General features: G+C 74.1%; 8 protein-coding genes. 7 read left to right on the top strand and 1 reads right to left on the bottom strand.

Annotated features, from left to right (window positions below):
* The first annotated feature begins 67 nt into the window (after positions 1-67).
* Genes ACQEUU_RS27530 through hemQ form a run of 3 tightly spaced genes read left to right on the top strand, consistent with a single transcriptional unit; the run spans position 68 to position 3,064 of the window.
* The gene (locus tag ACQEUU_RS27530) at positions 68-898 is read left to right on the top strand and encodes a TetR/AcrR family transcriptional regulator (RefSeq protein WP_433071283.1); all 831 of its coding nucleotides are present in this window, start codon (positions 68-70) and stop codon (positions 896-898) included.
* 55 nt (positions 899-953) lie between these two features.
* The gene (gene hemG, locus ACQEUU_RS27525; protein WP_433071281.1) at positions 954-2,366 is read left to right on the top strand and encodes a protoporphyrinogen oxidase; all 1,413 of its coding nucleotides are present in this window, start codon (positions 954-956) and stop codon (positions 2,364-2,366) included.
* Positions 2,363-3,064 (top strand): hydrogen peroxide-dependent heme synthase, encoded by a 702-nt coding sequence (hemQ, locus tag ACQEUU_RS27520; RefSeq protein ID WP_433071279.1) that lies wholly within the window; start codon positions 2,363-2,365, stop codon positions 3,062-3,064. Before hemG ends, hemQ begins: the two co-directional genes overlap by 4 nt.
* Before the next feature lie 10 nt (positions 3,065-3,074).
* Here the strand turns inward: hemQ and ACQEUU_RS27515 are convergent, their stop codons facing one another.
* The gene (locus ACQEUU_RS27515) at positions 3,075-4,355 is read right to left on the bottom strand and encodes an MFS transporter (protein WP_433071277.1); all 1,281 of its coding nucleotides are present in this window, start codon (positions 4,353-4,355) and stop codon (positions 3,075-3,077) included.
* 220 nt (positions 4,356-4,575) lie between these two features.
* Here ACQEUU_RS27515 and ACQEUU_RS27510 point away from each other — a divergent pair, with 220 nt between their 5' ends.
* The 4 genes from ACQEUU_RS27510 to ACQEUU_RS27495 are packed head-to-tail and all read left to right on the top strand — an operon-like array spanning position 4,576 to position 18,851.
* Positions 4,576-6,528, top strand: coding sequence for an amino acid adenylation domain-containing protein (locus ACQEUU_RS27510; protein ID WP_433071275.1), 1,953 nt, complete (start codon positions 4,576-4,578; stop codon positions 6,526-6,528).
* The gene (locus tag ACQEUU_RS27505; protein WP_433071273.1) at positions 6,525-8,294 is read left to right on the top strand and encodes a carbamoyltransferase family protein; all 1,770 of its coding nucleotides are present in this window, start codon (positions 6,525-6,527) and stop codon (positions 8,292-8,294) included. Before ACQEUU_RS27510 ends, ACQEUU_RS27505 begins: the two co-directional genes overlap by 4 nt.
* Positions 8,291-12,421 carry an amino acid adenylation domain-containing protein gene (locus ACQEUU_RS27500; RefSeq protein WP_433071271.1) on the top strand — a complete coding sequence of 1,377 codons (4,131 nt, stop codon included), beginning with the start codon at positions 8,291-8,293 and terminating at the stop codon, positions 12,419-12,421. Before ACQEUU_RS27505 ends, ACQEUU_RS27500 begins: the two co-directional genes overlap by 4 nt.
* Positions 12,411-18,851: an amino acid adenylation domain-containing protein gene (locus tag ACQEUU_RS27495; RefSeq protein ID WP_433071269.1), complete on the top strand. Its 6,441-nt coding sequence runs from the start codon at positions 12,411-12,413 to the stop codon at positions 18,849-18,851. Before ACQEUU_RS27500 ends, ACQEUU_RS27495 begins: the two co-directional genes overlap by 11 nt.
* Positions 18,852-18,855 lie beyond the last annotated feature (4 nt).

Genomic DNA, 18,855 nt, shown 5'->3' with positions numbered 1-18,855 from the left:
AAGATGAAGAAACTTGGGATACCATGTCTCATCGCCGCAACGTACCAAACCGCCCAGGGAGGCGTCGATGCCGGAGCCCGCCCCCCGCCGCAGGCCGCGCCTGAGCGACCAGGAGACGCGGCGGCGGATGCTCGACGCCGCGCTCGCCCTGGTCGAGCAGGACGGGCTGACCGTCGGTCTCGACCACATCAGCGTCGAAGACGTCATCCAACGGGCCGGGGTGTCGCGCACCGCGGTCTACCGGCGCTGGCCGTACAAGGATCTCTTCCACGCCGACCTGCTGCGCGAGCTGGCGCGCGGCGCCGCGCCCGCCGCCGCGGTCGACGAGGAGGCCACCCGGCGGCTGCTCGGCTCGGTGCTCGACGGGCGCGCCGCCGAGCCGGCCACCCCGCGGGGCAGGCACGACCTGCTCACCGAGATGCTGCGGGTGAGCGCCGCCGGCGACTTCGAGGCCATCCACCGCTCCGCCGGGTGGCGCACCTACCTGGCACTCCAGGCCACGTTCCTCAGCCTGCCCGACGGCGAGCTGCGCGCCGACGTGGGGGAGGCGCTGCGGCGGTCCGAGTCGCGGTTCGTCGACCGGGTCGCGCGCGGCTGGGAGCTGGTCGCGACCGCCCTGGGCTACCGGCCGCGCCCGGAGGCCGGCGGCGGCTTCCCGCTCATCGCGACCCTGGCCTGCGCGAGCATGCGCGGGCTGGTCCTGATGGCCCTGCCGGACCCGGAGCTGCTCACCCGCCGGGTGCCCGCCAACCCGGCCGGGGCCTCCGCGCCCGCCGACTGGTCGCTCATCGGCCTGGCTGCGGCCGGCATCGGCGTCACCTTCCTCGAACCCGACCCCGGCGTCACGTGGGACGACGAGCGCACGGCCGCCGTGCGGGCCTTGTTCGCCGGGCCCTGATCCGCGTGTCCCCCGATCTCCTGACCGGGACCGGGAGGCGGTAGCGTCAGGAAGCGTGGAAGGGAATCGCGCACACGTCGCCGTCATCGGCGGTGGCATCTCCGGCCTGGCCGCCGCGTGGCACCTCAAGCAGGGCGCGGGCGAGCAGATCAAGGTGACGGTGCTCGACGGCGCCTCCCGCGTCGGCGGCAAGCTGTACGCGACGGAGGTGGCCGGGGTCAGCCTCGACGTCGGCGCGGAGGCCATGCTGGCCAGGCGGCCCGAGGGCAAGGAGCTGGCCAGGGCGGTGGGCCTCGGCGACGACCTCGTGACCCCGGGCGGCGCCTCGTCGGCCATCCTCACCCGCGGGGTGCTCAGGCCGCTGCCCAAAGGCCAGGTCATGGGCGTGCCGTCCGACCTGGCCGAGCTGGCCAAGTCCGGCATCCTGTCGCCGGCCGGGCTGCTGCGGGTGCCGCTCGACCGGATCATGCCCGCCACCCTGGTCCGCACCGACGTGTCCGTCGCCGCCTACATCCGGGCCAGGATGGGCGGCGAGGTGCTCGACCGGCTGGTCGAGCCGCTGCTCGGCGGCGTCTACGCGGGCCGCTCCGACAGGTTGTCGCTGGAGGCGACGATGCCGCGCGTCGCCGCCGCGGCCCGCGCCGAGCGCTCCCTGCTCACCGCCGCCCGGCACATCGTCAACGAGGCGCCCAAGGGCGCCGGCCCCGTCTTCACCACGCTCCGCGCCGGCATGGGCGCCCTGCCGGAGGCCGTCGCCAAGGCGTCCGGGGCCGACGTGCGGACCGGCGTCACCGTACGCGAGCTGCGCCGCACCGAGCACGGCTGGCGGCTCGTCGCCGGGCCGGTGCCCCGGCCCGAGGTCATCGAGGCGGACGCGGTGATCATCGCCGTGCCCGCGCCCGCCGCCTCCCGCCTGCTCGAGGCCGAGGTGCCGACGGCCGCCGCCGAGCTGGCGGGCATCGAGTACGCCAGCATGGCCATCGTCAGCCTCGCCTACCCCGCCGCCGCCTTCCCCGAGCCGCCCGCGAACAGCGGCTACCTGGTGCCGCCGGTCGAGCGGCGGGCCGTCAAGGCGGTCACGTTCAGCTCGGTCAAGTGGCCCCACCTGTCACGCGACCTGGTGCTGCTGCGCTGTTCCATCGGCCGGATCGGCGAGGAGCACCTGCTGCAGCGCGAAGACGCGGAGCTGGTCTCGGTGGCGATGGCCGAGATGAGCGAGGTCATGGGGGCACGCGGGCTCCCGCTCGACTCCCGCGTCACCCGGTGGGGCGGCGCTCTGCCGCAGTACGACGTGGGCCACATCGACCGGGTGGCGCGCGTGCACGCCGCCGTGTCTGGGCAACCGGCGCTGGCGGTCTGCGGAGCGGCCTACGACGGGCTGGGCATCCCCGCCTGCGTCGCGACCGCGCGCACGGCCGCCACCCGGATCCTGGACCACCTGTCCCAACGAGGAGAATCAGAGTCATGACGCAGGACGCAGCGCGGCCCAAGGCCCGCGATCTCAACCAGGTGATCCGCTACACCATGTGGTCGGTGTTCCAGGCGAGCGAGCCGCTCACCGGCGCCCGCGACGAGGTCGGCGCCGAGGTCGAGGAGCTCCTGGAGCAGGCCGCGGGCAAGGACGTGGTCACCCGCGGCCTCTACGACGTGGCCGGTCTGCGCGCCGACGCCGACTACATGTTCTGGTGGCACGCGCCGACGCCCGAGGCCCTGCAGGACGTCTACTCCCGCTTCCGCCGCACCGCCCTCGGCCGGCACAGCCGCCCGGTCTGGTCGGCGATGGCGCTGCACCGGCCCGCCGAGTTCAACAAGTCACACATCCCGGCCTTCCTGGCCGAGGAGGAGCCGCGCGCGTACGTGTGCGTCTACCCGTTCGTCCGCTCCCTGGAGTGGTACCTCCTGGAGGACTCCGAGCGGCGGGCGATGCTCGCCGAGCACGGCCGGATGGCGCGCGACTACCCCGACGTGCGGGCCAACACCGTCTCGTCCTTCGCGCTCAACGACTACGAGTGGATGCTGGCCTTCGAGGCCGACGAGCTGCACCGCATCGTCGACCTGATGCGCACCCTGCGCGGTGCGCAGGCCCGCAGGCACACCCGGCTGGAGATCCCCTTCTACACCGGCGTCCGCAAGCCGGTCCGCGAGCTGGTGGTGGACCTGCCCTGAGCCGGACGCCTCAGCGGGTGGGGGCGTCCTGTCCGGCGTTCGACGCGGCGTTCGACGCGGCGTTCGACGCGGCGGTCGGCTCGGCGGTCGGCTCGGCGTCCTGGCCGGGGCCGGGCTCGGCGTCGGGTGATTCCGCGGGCGGAGGTTCGTCCGGGCGGCCGGTGCCGAGGACGACCGCCGCCAGCAGCACCACCGCGCAGACGACGCCCAGCATCACCCGGTAGTCGAGGGCCGCGATCAGGCTGGCGCCCACGGCGATGGAGGCGACCTGCGGCACGGTCACGCCGAACTCGAACGCGGCGAAGACGCGTCCGCGCAGGTCCTCCGGGGTGCGGCGCTGGAGTGAGGTGGTGGCGCCGATGACGATCCACGGCGCCGCCACCCCAAGCACCAGCATGCCCACGAGGACGACCGCGACGATCGGCACGGTCAGCAGCAGGCTGCTCACCCCGACCATGACGAGCGCGATGATCACCAGCCCGCGCTCGCCGGCACGGCGGATCACCCCGCCGGCGACCACGCCGCCCGCGATGGTGCCGACGGCCTGCGTCCCGGCGAGGACGGCGAGGAAGGTGGCCTCAAGCGCCAGGCCGTCGGTGACCACGGCGATGGCGATGGACTCGAAGAAGCCGATGACGAGCATCGTGAGGGCGCAGGCGATGACGAGCCTGCGCAGGTTGGCGGCGTCGCGCAGGAAGCGCAGACCGCCCGTGGTCTCGGCGATCAGCGGCTGGCCGGTCCTGGTGGGGCGCGGCTCCGAGACCCGGATGAGCAGGACGGCTCCGGCCGCCACCACGAAGACCACCGCGTCGATCACCACGACCACCTGGGCGCCCTGCCAGACGAACACCCCCGCGCCGATGATCGGGGCGAACACCCTGAGCAGGCCGCGCATCGCCTGCACGGCGCCGTTGGCGTCGCCGAGCTGGTCTTCCGGGACGACGGTGGGCAGGAAGGCGTTCTGCGCCGGTCCGGTGACGCTGCCCAGCGCACCGTACAGAAACATGATCACGTAGACGAGCCAGACGTCGTCCCGGTCCTCGACCAGCAGGAGCAACAGCACGACGGCCGCCGACGACAGGTACGAGGCGGCCAGCAGCGGACGCCGGCGGAAGCGGTCCACCAGCAGGCCCGACAGCGGCAGCACCAGGCTGCCTCCGCCGAAGGCGAACATCACCAGCCCGGCCGCCGGCGTGCTCCCCGTGAGTGTTTTCACCCAGATGGCCATGGCCAGGAAAAGCGCATAGTCGCCGAGGTTGGAAAGCACGTCACCGAGAATGTAGTAGCGCATCTGCGGACGCTTGAGTAGTTGCGCCATTTCCGGCTCTCTTCCCATCGCGGCTGCTTATCGGGCGTCACTGTAACACCGGCCGTGGGCGGCCCGGCCGAACCTGGCGCGAACTTGCCACCTTGCTGCCTGCCTGCTCGTGGCCGGGCTCGATGGCCTATAGCTTTCTGCTCGGCACGCGGAGTTTCGTGGAATTCCCTCTCTCTGAATTGGCGTCGTCCCCATGGAAAATCAGATATTCGAGGCCGCGGAACGGCTCGCGGATAAACTCGACGTCCCTTCCGGTGCGGTTATCGCGGCGGCCGGGCTGGTGGTTCTCGCCCGCCAGGACGGCGCGGATGAGCTGAGCGGTGAGATCTGCGGGCACGAGGTTCGGCTGCCGTGGCGGGCGCCTCTCAGCGTGGTCGCGGGGCGGGCCGCGACCGTGCCCGGGACGGCCGGTCCTGTGGTGCGGGTGACGGCCGGCGGGCGGACGCTGGCGGCCGACCTCGGCGCCCACTCCGTCGAGGCGGAGCCCCTGCTGCGCGGGCACCTGGCCGCGGCGCTCGCAGCGGACCCGGAGCAACCGGCGGGGCGGGCGTGGTTGTGGAGCGACGAGGACGCGCGCGTCGTCGCGGACGCGCACGCCGAACGCTCCTGGGACACCGACCGCACCGTGGCCTCGATGATCCAGGAGCACCTGTCCTCACGGCCCCATGAGGTGGCGATCGAGCACGATGACAGGACCGTCACGTACCGGCAGCTCGGCGAGCTCACCGCGGCCGTCGCCATGGGCTTCGCGCGGGCCGGGGTCGGCCGGGGCGACCTCGTCGGCATCGGCCTGCCGCGCCGGATCGAGACCATCGCGGCGCTGCTGGCCACGTGGTCGCTGGGCGCCGGGTTCCTGCCGCTCGACCCGTCGCACCCGCCGCTGCGGCTGAGCCGCCAGCTGGAGTCGGCGGGCGCGCGGTACGCGGTGCTGCCGCCCGGCGCCGAGGTGCCCGGATGCGTGCTGCTCGACCTGGTCACCGCACCGGACGTGCTCCCGGACGTGCCGCCCGGCGCCGACGTGGCCGGACGCGTGGTGCCCGGCCTGGCGGAGACGGCGGTCGCGCCGCCCGGCTTCCCCGTGGAGCTCGACGGCGTCGCCTACGCGCTGTCCACGTCGGGCTCCACCGGCACGCCGAAGGCGGTCGCCGTCCCGCACGCCGCGCTGCGGCACTGCGTGGGCGCCATCGCTCAACTGATCGGCGCCGACCGCCCGCACGTCACGTGCATGGCCACGCTGACCTTCGACATGTCGACCATGGAGATCTTCCTGCCGCTGGCCACCGGCGGCCGCCTCGTGCTGGTCGGCGAGGACCTGCAACGGGACCCGGAACGGCTGGCGGCCTGGCTGTCGGGCAGGCACCTGGACCTGGTCCAGGCCACTCCCACCACCTGGCGGATGACCGTGCCGTACCTGGAGCCGGGCAGCCTGGCCGGCACGGACGTCATCGCGGGAGGGGAGGCGCTCGGCGCCGCCCTGGTCGCCGGGCTGCAGCGCACCGGGGCCCGCGTGTGGAACGGCTACGGGCCGACCGAGACCACCATCTACACGGTCCTGCACCGCGTGCCCGACCCGCCGGTGGATCCGGTGCCGATCGGCAGGCCACTGCCCGGCATCCGCGCCGCCGTGCTCGACCGGTGGGACCGCGCGGCCCCCGTGGGGGAGATCGGCGAGCTGGTGCTGAGCGGCCCGCAGCTCGCGCTCGGCTACGTCGGCGACCCCGCGCGGACGGCCGCCGTCTTCCAGGAGCATCCCGAGCTGGGCCGGGTGTACCGGACCGGCGACCTGTGCGCGTGGCGTCCGGACGGCACGCTGGCCTACCACGGCCGCGTCGACCACCAGGTGAAGCTGCGCGGCCAGCGCGTCGAGCTGGAGGAGATCGAGGCGGTCGCCGAGCGGCATCGGCAGGTCGTCAGGGCGGCGGCGGTGGTCGTGGAGCACGGCGCCAACGACAAGCGGCTCATCCTGTACGCGCAGGCGGACGGCACGCGCGGGGCCGAGCTGCGGGAACACCTGGAGCGGTGGCTCCCGCGCGCGCTGATGCCCCAGCACGTCGTCATCCTGCCCGCCCTTCCCCTCACCGGAAGCCAGAAGATCGACCGGACCGCGCTCCAGGCGCACGCGGGAACCTTCATGGAGGCGCGATGAGAATCCTCGGTATCAGCGGCCTGCACGACTCCGAGGAGTTCAAGCGCAGGGAACTGCCCGGCCTCACCGAACGGGAGTACCGCATCAGCCAGGGCCGCGATTCGGCGGCCGCCCTGGTCGTGGACGGCCGGATCGTGGCCGCCGCGGCCGAGGAACGGTTCACCGGCGACAAGACCACCGGAAGCTTCCCCGTCAACGCCATCAGGTTCTGCCTGGAGCGGGGCGGGCTCGGCCTGGACGACCTGGACCTGATCGGCCACGGCTTCGCCCACGAGCGGTCCGAGCTGGAGTCCGGCGACGGCTACCTGGCCAGGCGGTTCACGGAGGTGTACGACCCCGAACGCCAGGTGGGCTGGTTCGCCGAGCATTTCCCCGGCGTGGCGGTGCGCTCCCGTTTCACGCCCGTACCGCACCACCTCGCCCACGCGGCCAGCGCGTACTACGCCAGCGGGTTCGACGACTGCCTGGTGCTCGTGGCCGACGGCCGAGGCGAGACGGAGAGCCTGACCGTGCTCGCCGGGACCGGCGGCAAGCTGGAGGTCCTGCACACGGTCCCGGCCATGCACTCGCTCGGCACCCTCTACGGCGTGTTCACCCTGTACCTCGGCTTCGAGATGGCCCTCGACGAGTACAAGATGATGGGCCTGGCGTCGTACGGCGACCGCACCCGCTACGAGCGCGAGCTGCGCCGGCTGGTGCACCTGCGTCTCGGCCCCGGCTTCGCGCTCCCGCTGCTGGCCCGCGACGGCGACCTGCTGCAGCGCGAGACCCACCGCGGCGTGCTGGCGGTGCTGGAGGATACGTTCGGCCCGGCCAGGGAGCCGGGCGGGCCGATCGAGCAGCGCCACATGGACCTGGCGGCGGCGGCGCAGGGGGCGCTGGAACGCTGCCTGCTGCACGTCCTGCGGCACTTCCGCCGCCAGACCGGGTTGCGGGACCTGTGCTACGCGGGCGGCGTCGCGCTCAACTGCACGGCCAACGGGCTCATTCTGCGCAGCCGCCTGTTCGACCGGGTCTTCGTGCCGCCGGGCGCGGGCGACGACGGGACGGCGGTGGGCTCGGCGCTGTATCTGCACGCGACGCGCAAGCCGGAGACCCCGATCCATCCGATGCGGATGCCGTACTGGGGCAGCGCGTACGAGTCCGACGAGATCGCCGGCCACCTGGCGGCCAGGCAGGACGTCCGTGCCCGGCGGGTGACGGACGAGACGGAGTTGCTCGCGGAGACCGCCGAGGCGCTGGAGCGGGGCGAGGTCGTGGCCTGGTTCCAGGGCGGCATGGAGTTCGGCCCGCGCGCGCTGGGCTGCCGCAGCATCCTGGCGGACCCGCGCGAGGCGCGCATGCGTGACCACATCAACAACCTGATCAAGAAAAGGGAGGACTTCCGGCCCTTCGCCCCGGTGGTGACCGAGGCGGCGGCGCCGGAGTTCTTCGAGATCAGGCGCGGGCGCGAACGGCAGTACGCGCACATGCTGTTCACCACCCGGACCCGCGCCGAGCATCGCGACCGGCTGGCCGCCGTCACCCACGTCGACGGCACCGCCCGGGTCCAGACGCTCGGGTCCGACGCCAACCCCCTCCTGCACGCGCTCCTGGAGGCCTTCGGCGCCCGCACCGGGGTGCCCGTGCTGCTGAACACCTCGTTCAACATGCGCGGGCAGCCGATCGTGCGCACACCGCGCGAGGCGGTCGACACCTTCCTGCGCGCGGGCCTGGACCGGCTGGTCATCGGTGATCACGTGGTGCTGCCGGGGAGGGCGTCGTGAACCGCGCGACCACGCTCCCTCACGACGTCGCGCCCACCGTACGGCCCGGCTACGTCCGGGGGCGCCTGTCTGCCGGGCTCGCCGTCCCGGCCGCGCCGGGGACGCCCCTGGCCTGGCTGACGGCGGCGGCGCTGGCGCTGATCGCCACACCGGACTCGGACGAGGTCACGGTGGGCGCGGCGGGGACGGCGGAAGCAGCGGGTGCGGCAGGCGCGGCGGGCGGCGGGCTGGTGGTCCTGAGCTCGGCCGTGCACGACGGCGCCCGGCTGGGCGACCTGTTGAGCTCCGCCTCGGCCGGCGGCACCCGGTTGAGCGATCTTCAGGACCGCGAGGGCGAGCCCCGGGTACTGGTGGCGGCCGGGATCACGCGGGCCGAGACCGAGCGGACGGCCCTGGAGCTCCGTGACTGCGATTGCGTGTTCCTGCTGCGCGCGGCCGCGGACGGCTGGACGCTGGAGTGCGACTACGACGCCGACCGCTACACCGAGCCGGCGATGCGCTGGCACCTGGACCGCCTGGAGACCCTCCTGCGGCTTGTGGCCGAGGAGCCGGACACGCCGCTGGCGGACGTGGTGCTCGCCGCCGAGCCGATGGCGGTGCCCGGGGACTGGGACGAGATCGCCTACGTCGCCCCGCGCACGCCCACCGAGCGGACGCTGGCGGGCATCTGGGCCGAGGTGCTGGAGGTGCCCAGGGTCGGCGTGGACGACGACTTCTTCGCCATCGGCGGCCACTCCATCCTGGCCGCGATGGCCCTGAGCAGGATCCGCGCCGCCTTCGGGGTCGAGGTGCACTTCGACGAGCTGTTCACCGCCCCGACGCTGGCCAGGTGTGCCAAGGTCGTCGAGCGTGCCGCGGCCGGCCGGGCCCGCCCGCTGACCGGCGCGTCCGGACCCGCCGTGGTGTCGCCGGAGCAGGAGCGCCTGTGGTTCCTGGAGCAGTGGCGCCCCGGCACCGCGCTCCACAACGTGCCGCTGGTGCTGGAGCTGACGGGCCCGGCGGACCCCGACCGGCTGGGCGAGGCGCTGCAGCGGGTGGCCGACCGCCATCCGGCGCTGCGTACCGCCTTCGAGAGCGTGGACGGGCAGCCGAGGCCCCTGACCCGCGACGCCCGGGTGCCGTGGCGGTGGGAGGAGGCCGGCGACTGGGCGCACGCCTGGCGGCTGGTGCGCGAACACGTCGCCGAGCCGTTCGACCTCGGCGTTCCGCCGCTGGTCAGGGGCGGGCTGGTCAGCGTCGGAGCGGATCGGCACCTGCTGCATCTGTGCATCCACCATCTGGCCGTCGACGGCTGGTCGCTGCGTCACCTGCTCGACGACCTGGGCGCGGCCTACCGAGGGCTGCCGCTGCCGCCGCTGGACGGGTACGGCTACGCCGACTACGCGGCCTGGCAGCGCGGCCGTCCCGTCGCCGGCCACCTGCGGTGGTGGCGCTCCTACCTGGCGGGGCTGCCGCCGGTGCTGGAACTCCCGGGTGACCGCCCGCGCCCGGCGGTGCAGAGTTTCCGCGGCGGCACCAGGCGCCGGGTGCTGCCACCCGACCTGGCCGCGGCGCTGACGGACTTCGCGCGGTCGCGGTCGGCGACCGTGTTCGACGTGGCGCTGTCAGCGTTCGCGCTGCTGCTGCGCCGCTGGACGGGCCGAACCGATCTGCCCATCGCCACCCCGGTGGCGGCCAGGCCGCTGCCCGAGCTGGAGCCGCTCGTCGGCTTCTTCGTCAACACCCTGGTGATCCGCGCCGACGTGGCCGGCGATCCGAGCTTCGCGCAGCTCGTCGAGAGGACACGGCACGGCGCGACCGCCGCGCTCGGCCACGAGGAACTGCCGTTCGCCCTGCTGGTGGAGGCGCTGCAACCGGAGCGGGCGCTGAGCCACGCGCCGGTGGTGCAGGTGGCCTTCGCGCACTACCGGCCCTCGCACCACGACTGGGAGCTGGCCGACGGGCTGGCGGCCCGGCTGCGGCACACCGACACCGGGACCGCCAAGTTCGACCTCATGCTCACGCTGCACGAGGCGCCGGGCGAGATGCTGCTGGAGGTGGAGTACGCCGCCGACCTGTGGGACGCGGCCACCGCCGACCGCCTGGCCGCGCAGTGGCTGGAGCTGGTGCGCGGGCTGCTGGCGGCGCCAGGGGAGCCGGTGTCGCGGGTCAGCGCGCTGCCCGCCGACGAGCGACGCAGGCTCACGAGCTGGTCCCGCGTCACGGACGTCCAGGAACCTAACGTCCAGGACCCTAACGTCCAGGAACCGGCTGTCCAGGACCCTAACGTCCAGGAACCGGCTGTCCAGGAACCTGATGCCCGGGGCGCGGACGCCGGTCTCACCATCCCGGAGCTGGTCGCCCGTCAGGTGGCCGACCGCGGCGACGCGGTGGCCGTCTCGGCGGATGGCGTCACGCTCACCTACGCCGAGCTCTGGGCCAGGTCGGGCGCGCTGGCCGCGCGGCTCGGCCCCGGCCGCGGCCGGCTGATCGGCCTGGCCTGCCCCCGCGGCGCCGACCTGATCGTCGCCATGGTCGCGATCGTGCGGACCGGCGCGGCCTACGTGCCGCTCGACCCCTCCTACCCGGCCGCCCGGCTGTCCTTCATGGTGGAGGACACCGGTGTCCGCACCGTGGTCGGCCACCGTGACCTGCTGGACGCGCTTCCCCGTACCGGGGTCGAGACGATCCGCGTCGACGACCTGAGCCCGGCGGCCGGGCCCGAGGTGCCGATCCGGTCCGAGGACGCCGCCTACGTCATCTACACCTCCGGTTCCACCGGCCGCCCCAAGGGCGTCGTCGTCCCGCACCGCGGCGTCGTCCGCCTGGTGCACGGCGCCGACTACGTCCCGCTCGACACCACGACCGTGCTCGCCCAGCTGTCCAACGCCTCCTTCGACGCCATCACCTTCGAGGTCTGGGGAGCGCTGGCCAACGGAGGCAGGGTGGTCATCGTCCCGCCCGCGACGGCCCTGTCGCCGCCGGCGCTGACCGAGCTGCTCAGGGCCGAGCGCGTCACCACGCTCTTCCTCACCGCCGCCCTGTTCAACGCCGTCACCAGCGAGGTGCCGGACGCCTTCGCCACCGTCGACCACCTCTGCGTCGGCGGCGAGGCGATCGACGTGGCGCGGGTGGGGGAGGTGCTGCGCGGCGGGCACGGCCCGCGCGCCCTGTACGACGCCTACGGCCCGACCGAGGTCACCACCTTCTCCACCTGCGGGCCGCTCGCCGAGCCGCCCACCACCAGGGGTCCCATCGGCCGGCCGATCTCCGGCACCACCGCCTGCGTGGTCGACCTGGACACCGGTGACCTCGCGCCGGTGGGCGTGCCGGGCGAGCTGTGGCTCGGCGGTCCCGGCGTGGCCTGGGGCTACTGGCGGCGGCCCGGCGCGACCGCCCGCGCCTTCGTCCCCGACCCCTTCTCCGGCGGGCCGGGGCGGCTCTACCGCACCGGCGACCTGGTGCGCTGGACGTCCGGCGGGACCCTGGAGTTCCTCGGCCGCATCGACCGGCAGCTGAAGATCCGCGGTTTCCGCGTCGAGCCCGGCGAGGTCGAACTGGCCCTGTCGGCGCTGCCCGGGGTGCGGGCCTGCGTCGTCGTCGCGCGCGGCCCGCAGGACGGCCCGGTGGAGCTGGTGGCCTACGTCCGGCCCGGCGGTCACGCCGGCCTGACCGCCGGGGCGGTGCGCGAGGCCCTGGCCCGCGAGCTGCCCGACCATCTGATGCCCGGCCACGTGGTCCTGGTGGACCGGATGCCGCTCGACCCCAACGGCAAGGTGGACACGTCCGCGCTGCCGGCGCCGGAGGAGCGGCGCCCGGCGGCGACGGTCGCGCCCGCCGGTCCGGTGGAGGAGCTGCTCGCCGAGATCTGGGCCGAGGTGCTCGGCCTGGAGCGGCTGGGCGCCGACGACGACTTCTTCGAGATCGGCGGCCACTCGCTGCACGCCGTCAAGGTCACCACCCGGGCCGAGCGCGCGCTGCGCACCTCGATCTCGGTCCGCGACCTGTTCCGGCACAAGACCGTCCGGGGTCTGGCCGCCGCGCTACGCGAGGCGGATCCCGACCGGCTGGACCGGATAGCCGCCATCGTCCTGCAGGTACGGCACGCCCGTGTGGGTGCGGAGGAAGAGATCGCAGATGCACACTGACCGCGCACGAGAACTGCTGATCGACAAGCTGCTCGCCGAAGCCGGCCTCGCCGACCCGGCCGCCGCTTCGCCGACGGTGCCGCCCAGGCGGCCCGGCGACGATCCGCTGTCATCCGGCCAGGAGCGGCTGTGGTTCCTCGACCAGTGGCGGCCCGGCACCCCCCTCTACAACGTGCCCGTGCTGCTGGAGCTGCGCGGTCCCGCCGACGCCGAAGAGCTGCGCCGGGCCGTACAGGGGCTGGCCGACCGGCACGCCGTGCTGCGCACCGCCTTCGTGGCGGACGCCGGCGGTCGTCCGCGCACGCGAGTGCACGAGCGGGCCGACGTGCCGTGGAGCCACGAGCGGGCCGCTGACCGGCAGGCCGCCACGCGGCTCGCCGGTGAGCGGGTCAGGGAGCCCTTCGACCTGGCGGCGGCCCCACTGCTGCGTGCCGGGCTGATCAGCCACACCGCGGAGCACCACCTGTTGTGGATCTCCTTCCACCACATCGCCGTCGACGGCTGGTCACTCGACCTGCTGCTGAAGGAGCTGGCGGGCGGTGAGCCCGCCGAATCTCCCGTCGAGTACGCCGACTACGCGGCCTGGGAGCGGGCCAGGCCGCTGGAGGAAGGGCTGGCCTGGTGGCGCGAGCACCTGGAGGGCCTCCCGCCGCTGCTCGAACTGCCCACCGACCGCCGCCGCCCGCCGCTGCAGGAGTACGACGGCGCCACCGAGCACTTCCGTCTCCCCGCCCCAGAGCGGGTCCGCGACCTGGCCAGGGCCTGCGGAGCGACCGTGTTCGAGGTGCTCTTCTCGGCCTTCGCGCTGGTGCTCGGCCGCTGGAGCGGGCGCACCGACCTGGTGATCGGCACGCCGGTGGCCGGGAGGCCGGCCCCCGAGCTGGAGGAGCTCGTCGGCTTCTTCGTCAACACCCTCGTCATCCGGGCCGACCTGAGCGGCGACCCCACCTTCGCCGAACTGCTGGAGCGGGTGCGCGAGTCGTCGGCGCAGTCGCAGGCGCACCAGCAGGTGCCTTTCGCGGCACTGGTCGACGCGCTGCAGCCGGAGCGCGAGCTGTCCTACCCGCCGCTGGTCCAGGTGCAGTTCGGCCTGCACCGGCAGGAGCGCTCCCGCTGGAGGCTGGGCGCCGCCGAGGCGACGCAACTGCCCGCCGACACCGGCACCGCCAAGTTCGACCTCACCGTCACTGTGGTCGACTGCGACGACGAGCTGCGCGTCGAGCTGGAGTACGCGACCGCGCTCTTCGACGCCGGGACCGCGCGGCGGCTGGGCGAACAGTGGCAGACCCTGCTCGCCGGGCTGATGGCCGCGCCCGACCTGCCCGTCTCGCGCGTCAGCGCGCTGCCGGAGGCCGAGCAGCGGCTCATCGAGCGCTGGTCGGGCCCGGCCCGGCGGATCGAACCGGGCAGCACCCTGCCCGCCCTGGTGGCCGAGCAGGTCAGGGCGCAGCCGGACGCCGTCGCCATCAGCGACGGACCGCTGCGGCTGACCTACGCCGAGCTGTGGGAGCGGTCGGGCGCCCTGGCCGCGCGGCTCGGCTCGGCGCCGGGCGACCTGGTCGGCCTGGCCTGCCGGCGCAGCGCGGAACTCGTCGTCGGGATGCTCGCCATCCTGCGCACCGGCGCGGCCTACGTGCCGCTCGACCCCGCCTACCCGGCGGCGCGGCTGGCGTTCATGCTGGCCGATGCCGAGCTGGGGATCGTGGTCACGCAGCGCGGCGTCGACCTGCCGGACGGGGCCTACCGCACGGTCCTGGCCGATGCGGCGGCCGCCGGGACGCCGGCCGCCGAGGCGCCTCACCCGGACACTCAACCCGGCCCCGACGACCTCGCATACCTGATCTACACCTCCGGCTCCACCGGCGAGCCCAAGGCCGTCATGGTCACCCACCACAACGTGGTCCGGCTGCTGGCGGGCACCCAGCCCGGCTACGGCTTCGGTCCCGGGGACGTCTGGACGCTCCTGCACTCCAGCTCCTTCGACGTCTCCGTCTGGGAGGTGTGGAACTGCCTGGGCACCGGCGGCCGGCTGGTCGTGGTGAGCCACTGGGAGAGCCGCGAGCCCGAGGCCTACTACGACCTCGTGGCCCGCGAACGGGTCACCGTGCTGAACGCCACCCCGGCCGTCTTCCGCCAGTTCGTCGAGGTGGACGAACGCCTGGCCGGCGAGCTGGCGCTGCGGCTGGTCGTCTTCGCCGGCGACGCGCTCGACCGGGACTCGGTGCGCCGCTGGTGGCGGCGTCACCCCGAGGACGCCCCGCGGCTGGTCAACATGTACGGCATCACCGAGACCACCGTGCACAGCACCTACGCCCCGCTCACCGGGGAGCTCCTCGCGTCGCGGACCAGCCCGATCGGGGTGCCCCTGCCCGACCTGGGCATCCACGTCCTGGACCGGGACGGCCTGCCGGTCGCGGCCGGGGTGATCGGCGAGATCCACGTCAGCGGCGACGGCGTGGCGCGCGGCTACTGGAAGCGGCCCGGCCTGACCGCCGAGCGCTTCCTGCCGGACCCGTTCTCGGGCCGGCCGGGGGCGCGCATGTACCGCAGCGGCGACCTGGCGAGCTGGCGGCCCGACGGCACCCTGGAGTTCCACGGCCGCGCCGACCACCAGCTCAAGATCCGGGGCTTCCGCATCGAGCCGGGCGAGGTCGAGGCCGCCGTCTGCGAACACCCCCGGGTGGGGCGGTGCGTCGTGGTCGCGCACGGCTCGCCGGAGCGGCGACTGGTCGCCTACGTCGAGTCGCGGGACGAGCTGAGCGTCGAGGACGTGCACGAGTTCCTGGAGCCCAGGCTCCCCGCGCATCTCATCCCCTCGGTCGTGGTCATCCTCGACGAGCTGCCGCAGAGCCGCAACGGCAAGATCGACCGGGCGGCGCTGCCCGACCCCGCCGAGGAGAGGCCCGCGCTGGGCCGGGCCTACGTCGCGCCACGGACCGAGACCGAGCGGGTGCTGGCCGCCGTCTGGGCCGAGGTGCTCGAACTGGACCGGGTGGGCGTCACCGACAACTTCTTCCACCTGGGCGGCGACTCCATCCGCAGCGTCCAGGTGCTGGCCCTGGCCCGCGAGCGCGGGCTGGACTTCGAGCTGCAGCGGCTCTTCCAGCTGCCGACCGTGGCGCGACTGGCCACCGACATCATGCCCGCCGCGCCGGTGGAGCGGGCGCGGGAACGGTTCGCGCTGGTGTCGGAGCAGGACCGGGCCAGGTTGCCCGAGGACGTGGCCGACGCGTACCCGATGGCGGCGCTGCAGGTCGGGATGGTCTTCCACATGGAGTCCGACGACCGCATGCTCTACCAGAACGTCGACAGCTTCCACCTGCGGGCGCCGTGGGACGAGCGCGCGTTCCGCGAGGCGACCGCGCAGGCGGTGGCACGCCACGACATCCTGCGGACCTCCTTCCACCTCAGCGGCTACGGCGACATGCTGCAGCTCGTCCACCGCGCCGCCGAACTGCCGATCGAGGTGGCGGACCTGCGCGGGCTGGACGCCGAGGAGCAGGGGCGGATCATCGGCGAGCTGGTCGACCGGGAGCGCGGGCGCCCCTTCGACCTGGCCCGGCCGCCGCTGTGGCGCTTCTTCGTGCACCGGCGCGGTGACGACACCTTCCAGTGGACGCTGGTCGAACACCACGCCATCCTCGACGGCTGGAGCCTGCACTCCACGATCGCCGAGATCCTGGAGCGGTACCTCGCCCTGCTGAAGGACCCGGCCGCCGCGCCCGAGCCGCCCCCGGCCTCCGCCTACCGTGACTTCGTCGAGGCCGAACGGCGGGCGGTGGAGTCGCCGGAGGAGCGGGCCTGGTGGACCGGGCGGCTGGCCGGCCTGGAGCGGCTGGAGCTGCCCCGCTGGCCGGCGGACTGCCCCGCCGAGGAGACCGCCCCGGCGTACGCGGTGGAGGACTGGACCCTTCCCGAGGGGAGCAGCGAGTTCTACGCCTGGCGCGAGACCAAGATCCCGGCGGAGCTCTGCCAAGGGCTGGAGCGGGTCGCCGAGCGGCTCGGGGTGCCGTTGAAGAGCGTGCTGCTGGCCGTGCACCTGCGCGTGCTCGCCTACCTGGCGGGGACACGGGACGTCGTCACCGGCATGGCGTTCAACGGGCGGCTGGAGGAGGCCGACGGCACCGAGTCGCGCGGCCTGTTCCTCAACTCGCTGCCGATCAGGGCGCGGGTCGGCGGCACCTGGGCCGAGCTCATCAGGGCCGTCTTCGAGGAGGAGAACGCCCTGCTGCCGCATCGCCGCTTCCCCGCGTCGCGGATCCAGCAGCTCGCGGGCGGCGGCCCGCTGTACGAGACGCACTTCGTCTACAACCACTTCCACGTGCTGAAGGACGTGCTCGACACCGGAGAGCTCGCCTTCGTCGACCCCAAGCTGGACGCCTTCACCACGGTACGGGTCGAGCCGACCAACTACCCGTTCGTCTGCGGATTCCTGCGCAACCCGCGCTCGGGCTCCGGGCTGCTGATGGGGCTCGACTTCCACTCCGGGGACTTCGCGCCCGAGCAGATCCGCCGCGTCCGCGACTACTACCTGACCGCCCTGCACCAGGTCGTCGCCGACCCGCGGTCTCCGGTCGACGCCGCGCCGCTGGCCGCCCCGGCCGAGCGGGCGCAGGTGGAGGCCTGGAACGCCACGCTGCGCCCGGCGCCCCTGGAGCGGTCGCTGGACGAACTGGTGGCCGAGCACGTGCGGCTGCGGCCCGAGAGCGTGGCCGTCGTGGACGGCGGCACCCGGCTGAGCTACGCGGACCTGTGGGAGCGCGCGGGCGCGGTCGCCGGCCGGCTCCGCGCGGCGGGGGTGCGGCCGGGCGACCTGGTCGGGCTGTGCGCCGAACGCTCGGCGGACCTGGTCGCGGCGATCGTCGGCATCCTGCGGGCCGGCGGGTCGTACGTGCCGCTCGACCCGTCGTACCCCGCCGAGCGGCTGTCGTTCATGCTGGCGGACACGGGCGCGGGCGTGGTGCTCGGGCACCGCCACCTGCTGGCCGGACTGCCGCTCGCCGAAGGACAGGGCATGCCCCTGGAGGAGATCGCCGGGCCGGCCGATCCGGCAGAAGCGGCGGGCCACGGCGGCGGTGACCGGGTGGCGAGCGTCGTCTACACCTCCGGCTCCACCGGCCGGCCCAAGGGCGTCGCGGTGGCGCACCGCGGCATCGTGCGGCTGGTGTGCGGCACCGACTACGTGCGGCTCGGCCCCGACAGCGTGGTGGCCCAGCTGTCGAACGCCTCCTTCGACCCGCTGCTGTTCGAGCTGTGGGGGGCGCTGCTGAACGGCGGCCGCCTGGTGATCGTCCCCAACGAGATCGCGCTGTCGCCACCCCGCCTGGCCGAGCTGGTCAGGAAGGAAGGCGTCACCACGCTCGCCCTGGTGACGGCGCTGTTCAACTCGGCGGTCGGCGCCGATCCCACGGTGTTCTCCACCGTCGGCCAGGTCTACATCGGCGGCGAGCGCGTCAACCTGGCCAGCGTGCGCAGGACGGGCCACCCAGGGCTGCACAACATCTACGGCCCGACCGAGGTGACGAGCATCTCCACGTGCCTGCCGCTGGCGGACATCCCGGCCGGCAACGGCCAGATCGGCCCGCCGATCGCCAACACCCAGGCGTGGGTGGTGAGCTCGGCCCTCTCCCCGGCCCCCGCCGGCGTGCCGGGCGAGCTGTGGCTGGGCGGTCCCGGCGTGGCCGTCGGCTACTGGCGTCGGCCCGGCCTCACCGCCGACCGCTTCGTCGCCGACCCGTTCTCCGGCACGCCGGGCGCCCGGCTCTACCGCACCGGCGACCTGGCCTGCTGGCGGCCCGACGGCACGCTGGAGTTCCTCGGCCGCCGCGATCACCAGGTCAAGATCAGAGGCTTCCGGGTGGAGCTGGGCGAGGTCGAGGCCGCGCTGGCCGACCACCCGGCGGTGGCCGCGTGCGTGGTGACCGCCCCTGAGGGCAAGCTCCTCGCCTACGTCCAGCCGGAGGCGGCCGTCAGCGCCGAGGAACTGCTCGGCCACCTCGCCGGGCGGCTGCCGGAACACATGGTCCCCGGCACCGTCGTGATCATGGACCGGCTCCCGCTGACCCCCAACGGCAAGATCGACCGGGCCGCGCTCCCGGTCCCCGAGGCCGGCCGGCCCGCCACCCGCGGCCGGTACGTGGCCCCCCGCGACCCCGTCGAGGAGGCGATCGCCGACATCTGGCGCGACGTGCTGGAGATCGAGCGGCCCGGCGTGGAGGACGACTTCTTCGAACTCGGCGGCAACTCGCTCGACGCCGTCCAGATCGCCTTCCGCATCCGCACCGCGTTCGGCGTGGACCTCGGCATCAAGCAGATCCTGACCGAACCCCGCATCTCCGCGCTGGCCGAACGTCTCGCCGCGGAGCTCGACCGGCTCGTCCTGGCCCTGCCGGACGACGAGCTCGCGCGGCTCCTGCCGTCCGAGTCATGAGAGG

Source organism: Nonomuraea sp. CA-218870, from assembly GCF_050936535.1.
GTDB lineage: Bacteria > Actinomycetota > Actinomycetes > Streptosporangiales > Streptosporangiaceae > Nonomuraea > Nonomuraea corallina.
The sequence above is the reverse complement of the archived record's forward strand: the minus strand, read 5'-3'. Positions and strand labels throughout refer to the sequence as shown.

Excerpts from the sequence above, each read along its gene's own strand:
- ACQEUU_RS27495 (WP_433071269.1), top strand. The coding sequence starts at position 12,411 with ATGCACACTGACCGCGCACGAGAACTGCTGATCGACAAGCTGCTCGCC.
- ACQEUU_RS27510 (WP_433071275.1), top strand. The coding sequence starts at position 4,576 with ATGGAAAATCAGATATTCGAGGCCGCGGAACGGCTCGCGGATAAACTC.
- ACQEUU_RS27505 (WP_433071273.1), top strand. The coding sequence starts at position 6,525 with ATGAGAATCCTCGGTATCAGCGGCCTGCACGACTCCGAGGAGTTCAAG.
- ACQEUU_RS27530 (WP_433071283.1), top strand. The coding sequence starts at position 68 with ATGCCGGAGCCCGCCCCCCGCCGCAGGCCGCGCCTGAGCGACCAGGAG.
- ACQEUU_RS27515 (WP_433071277.1), bottom strand. The coding sequence starts at position 4,355 with ATGCGCTACTACATTCTCGGTGACGTGCTTTCCAACCTCGGCGACTAT.
- hemQ (WP_433071279.1), top strand. The coding sequence starts at position 2,363 with ATGACGCAGGACGCAGCGCGGCCCAAGGCCCGCGATCTCAACCAGGTG.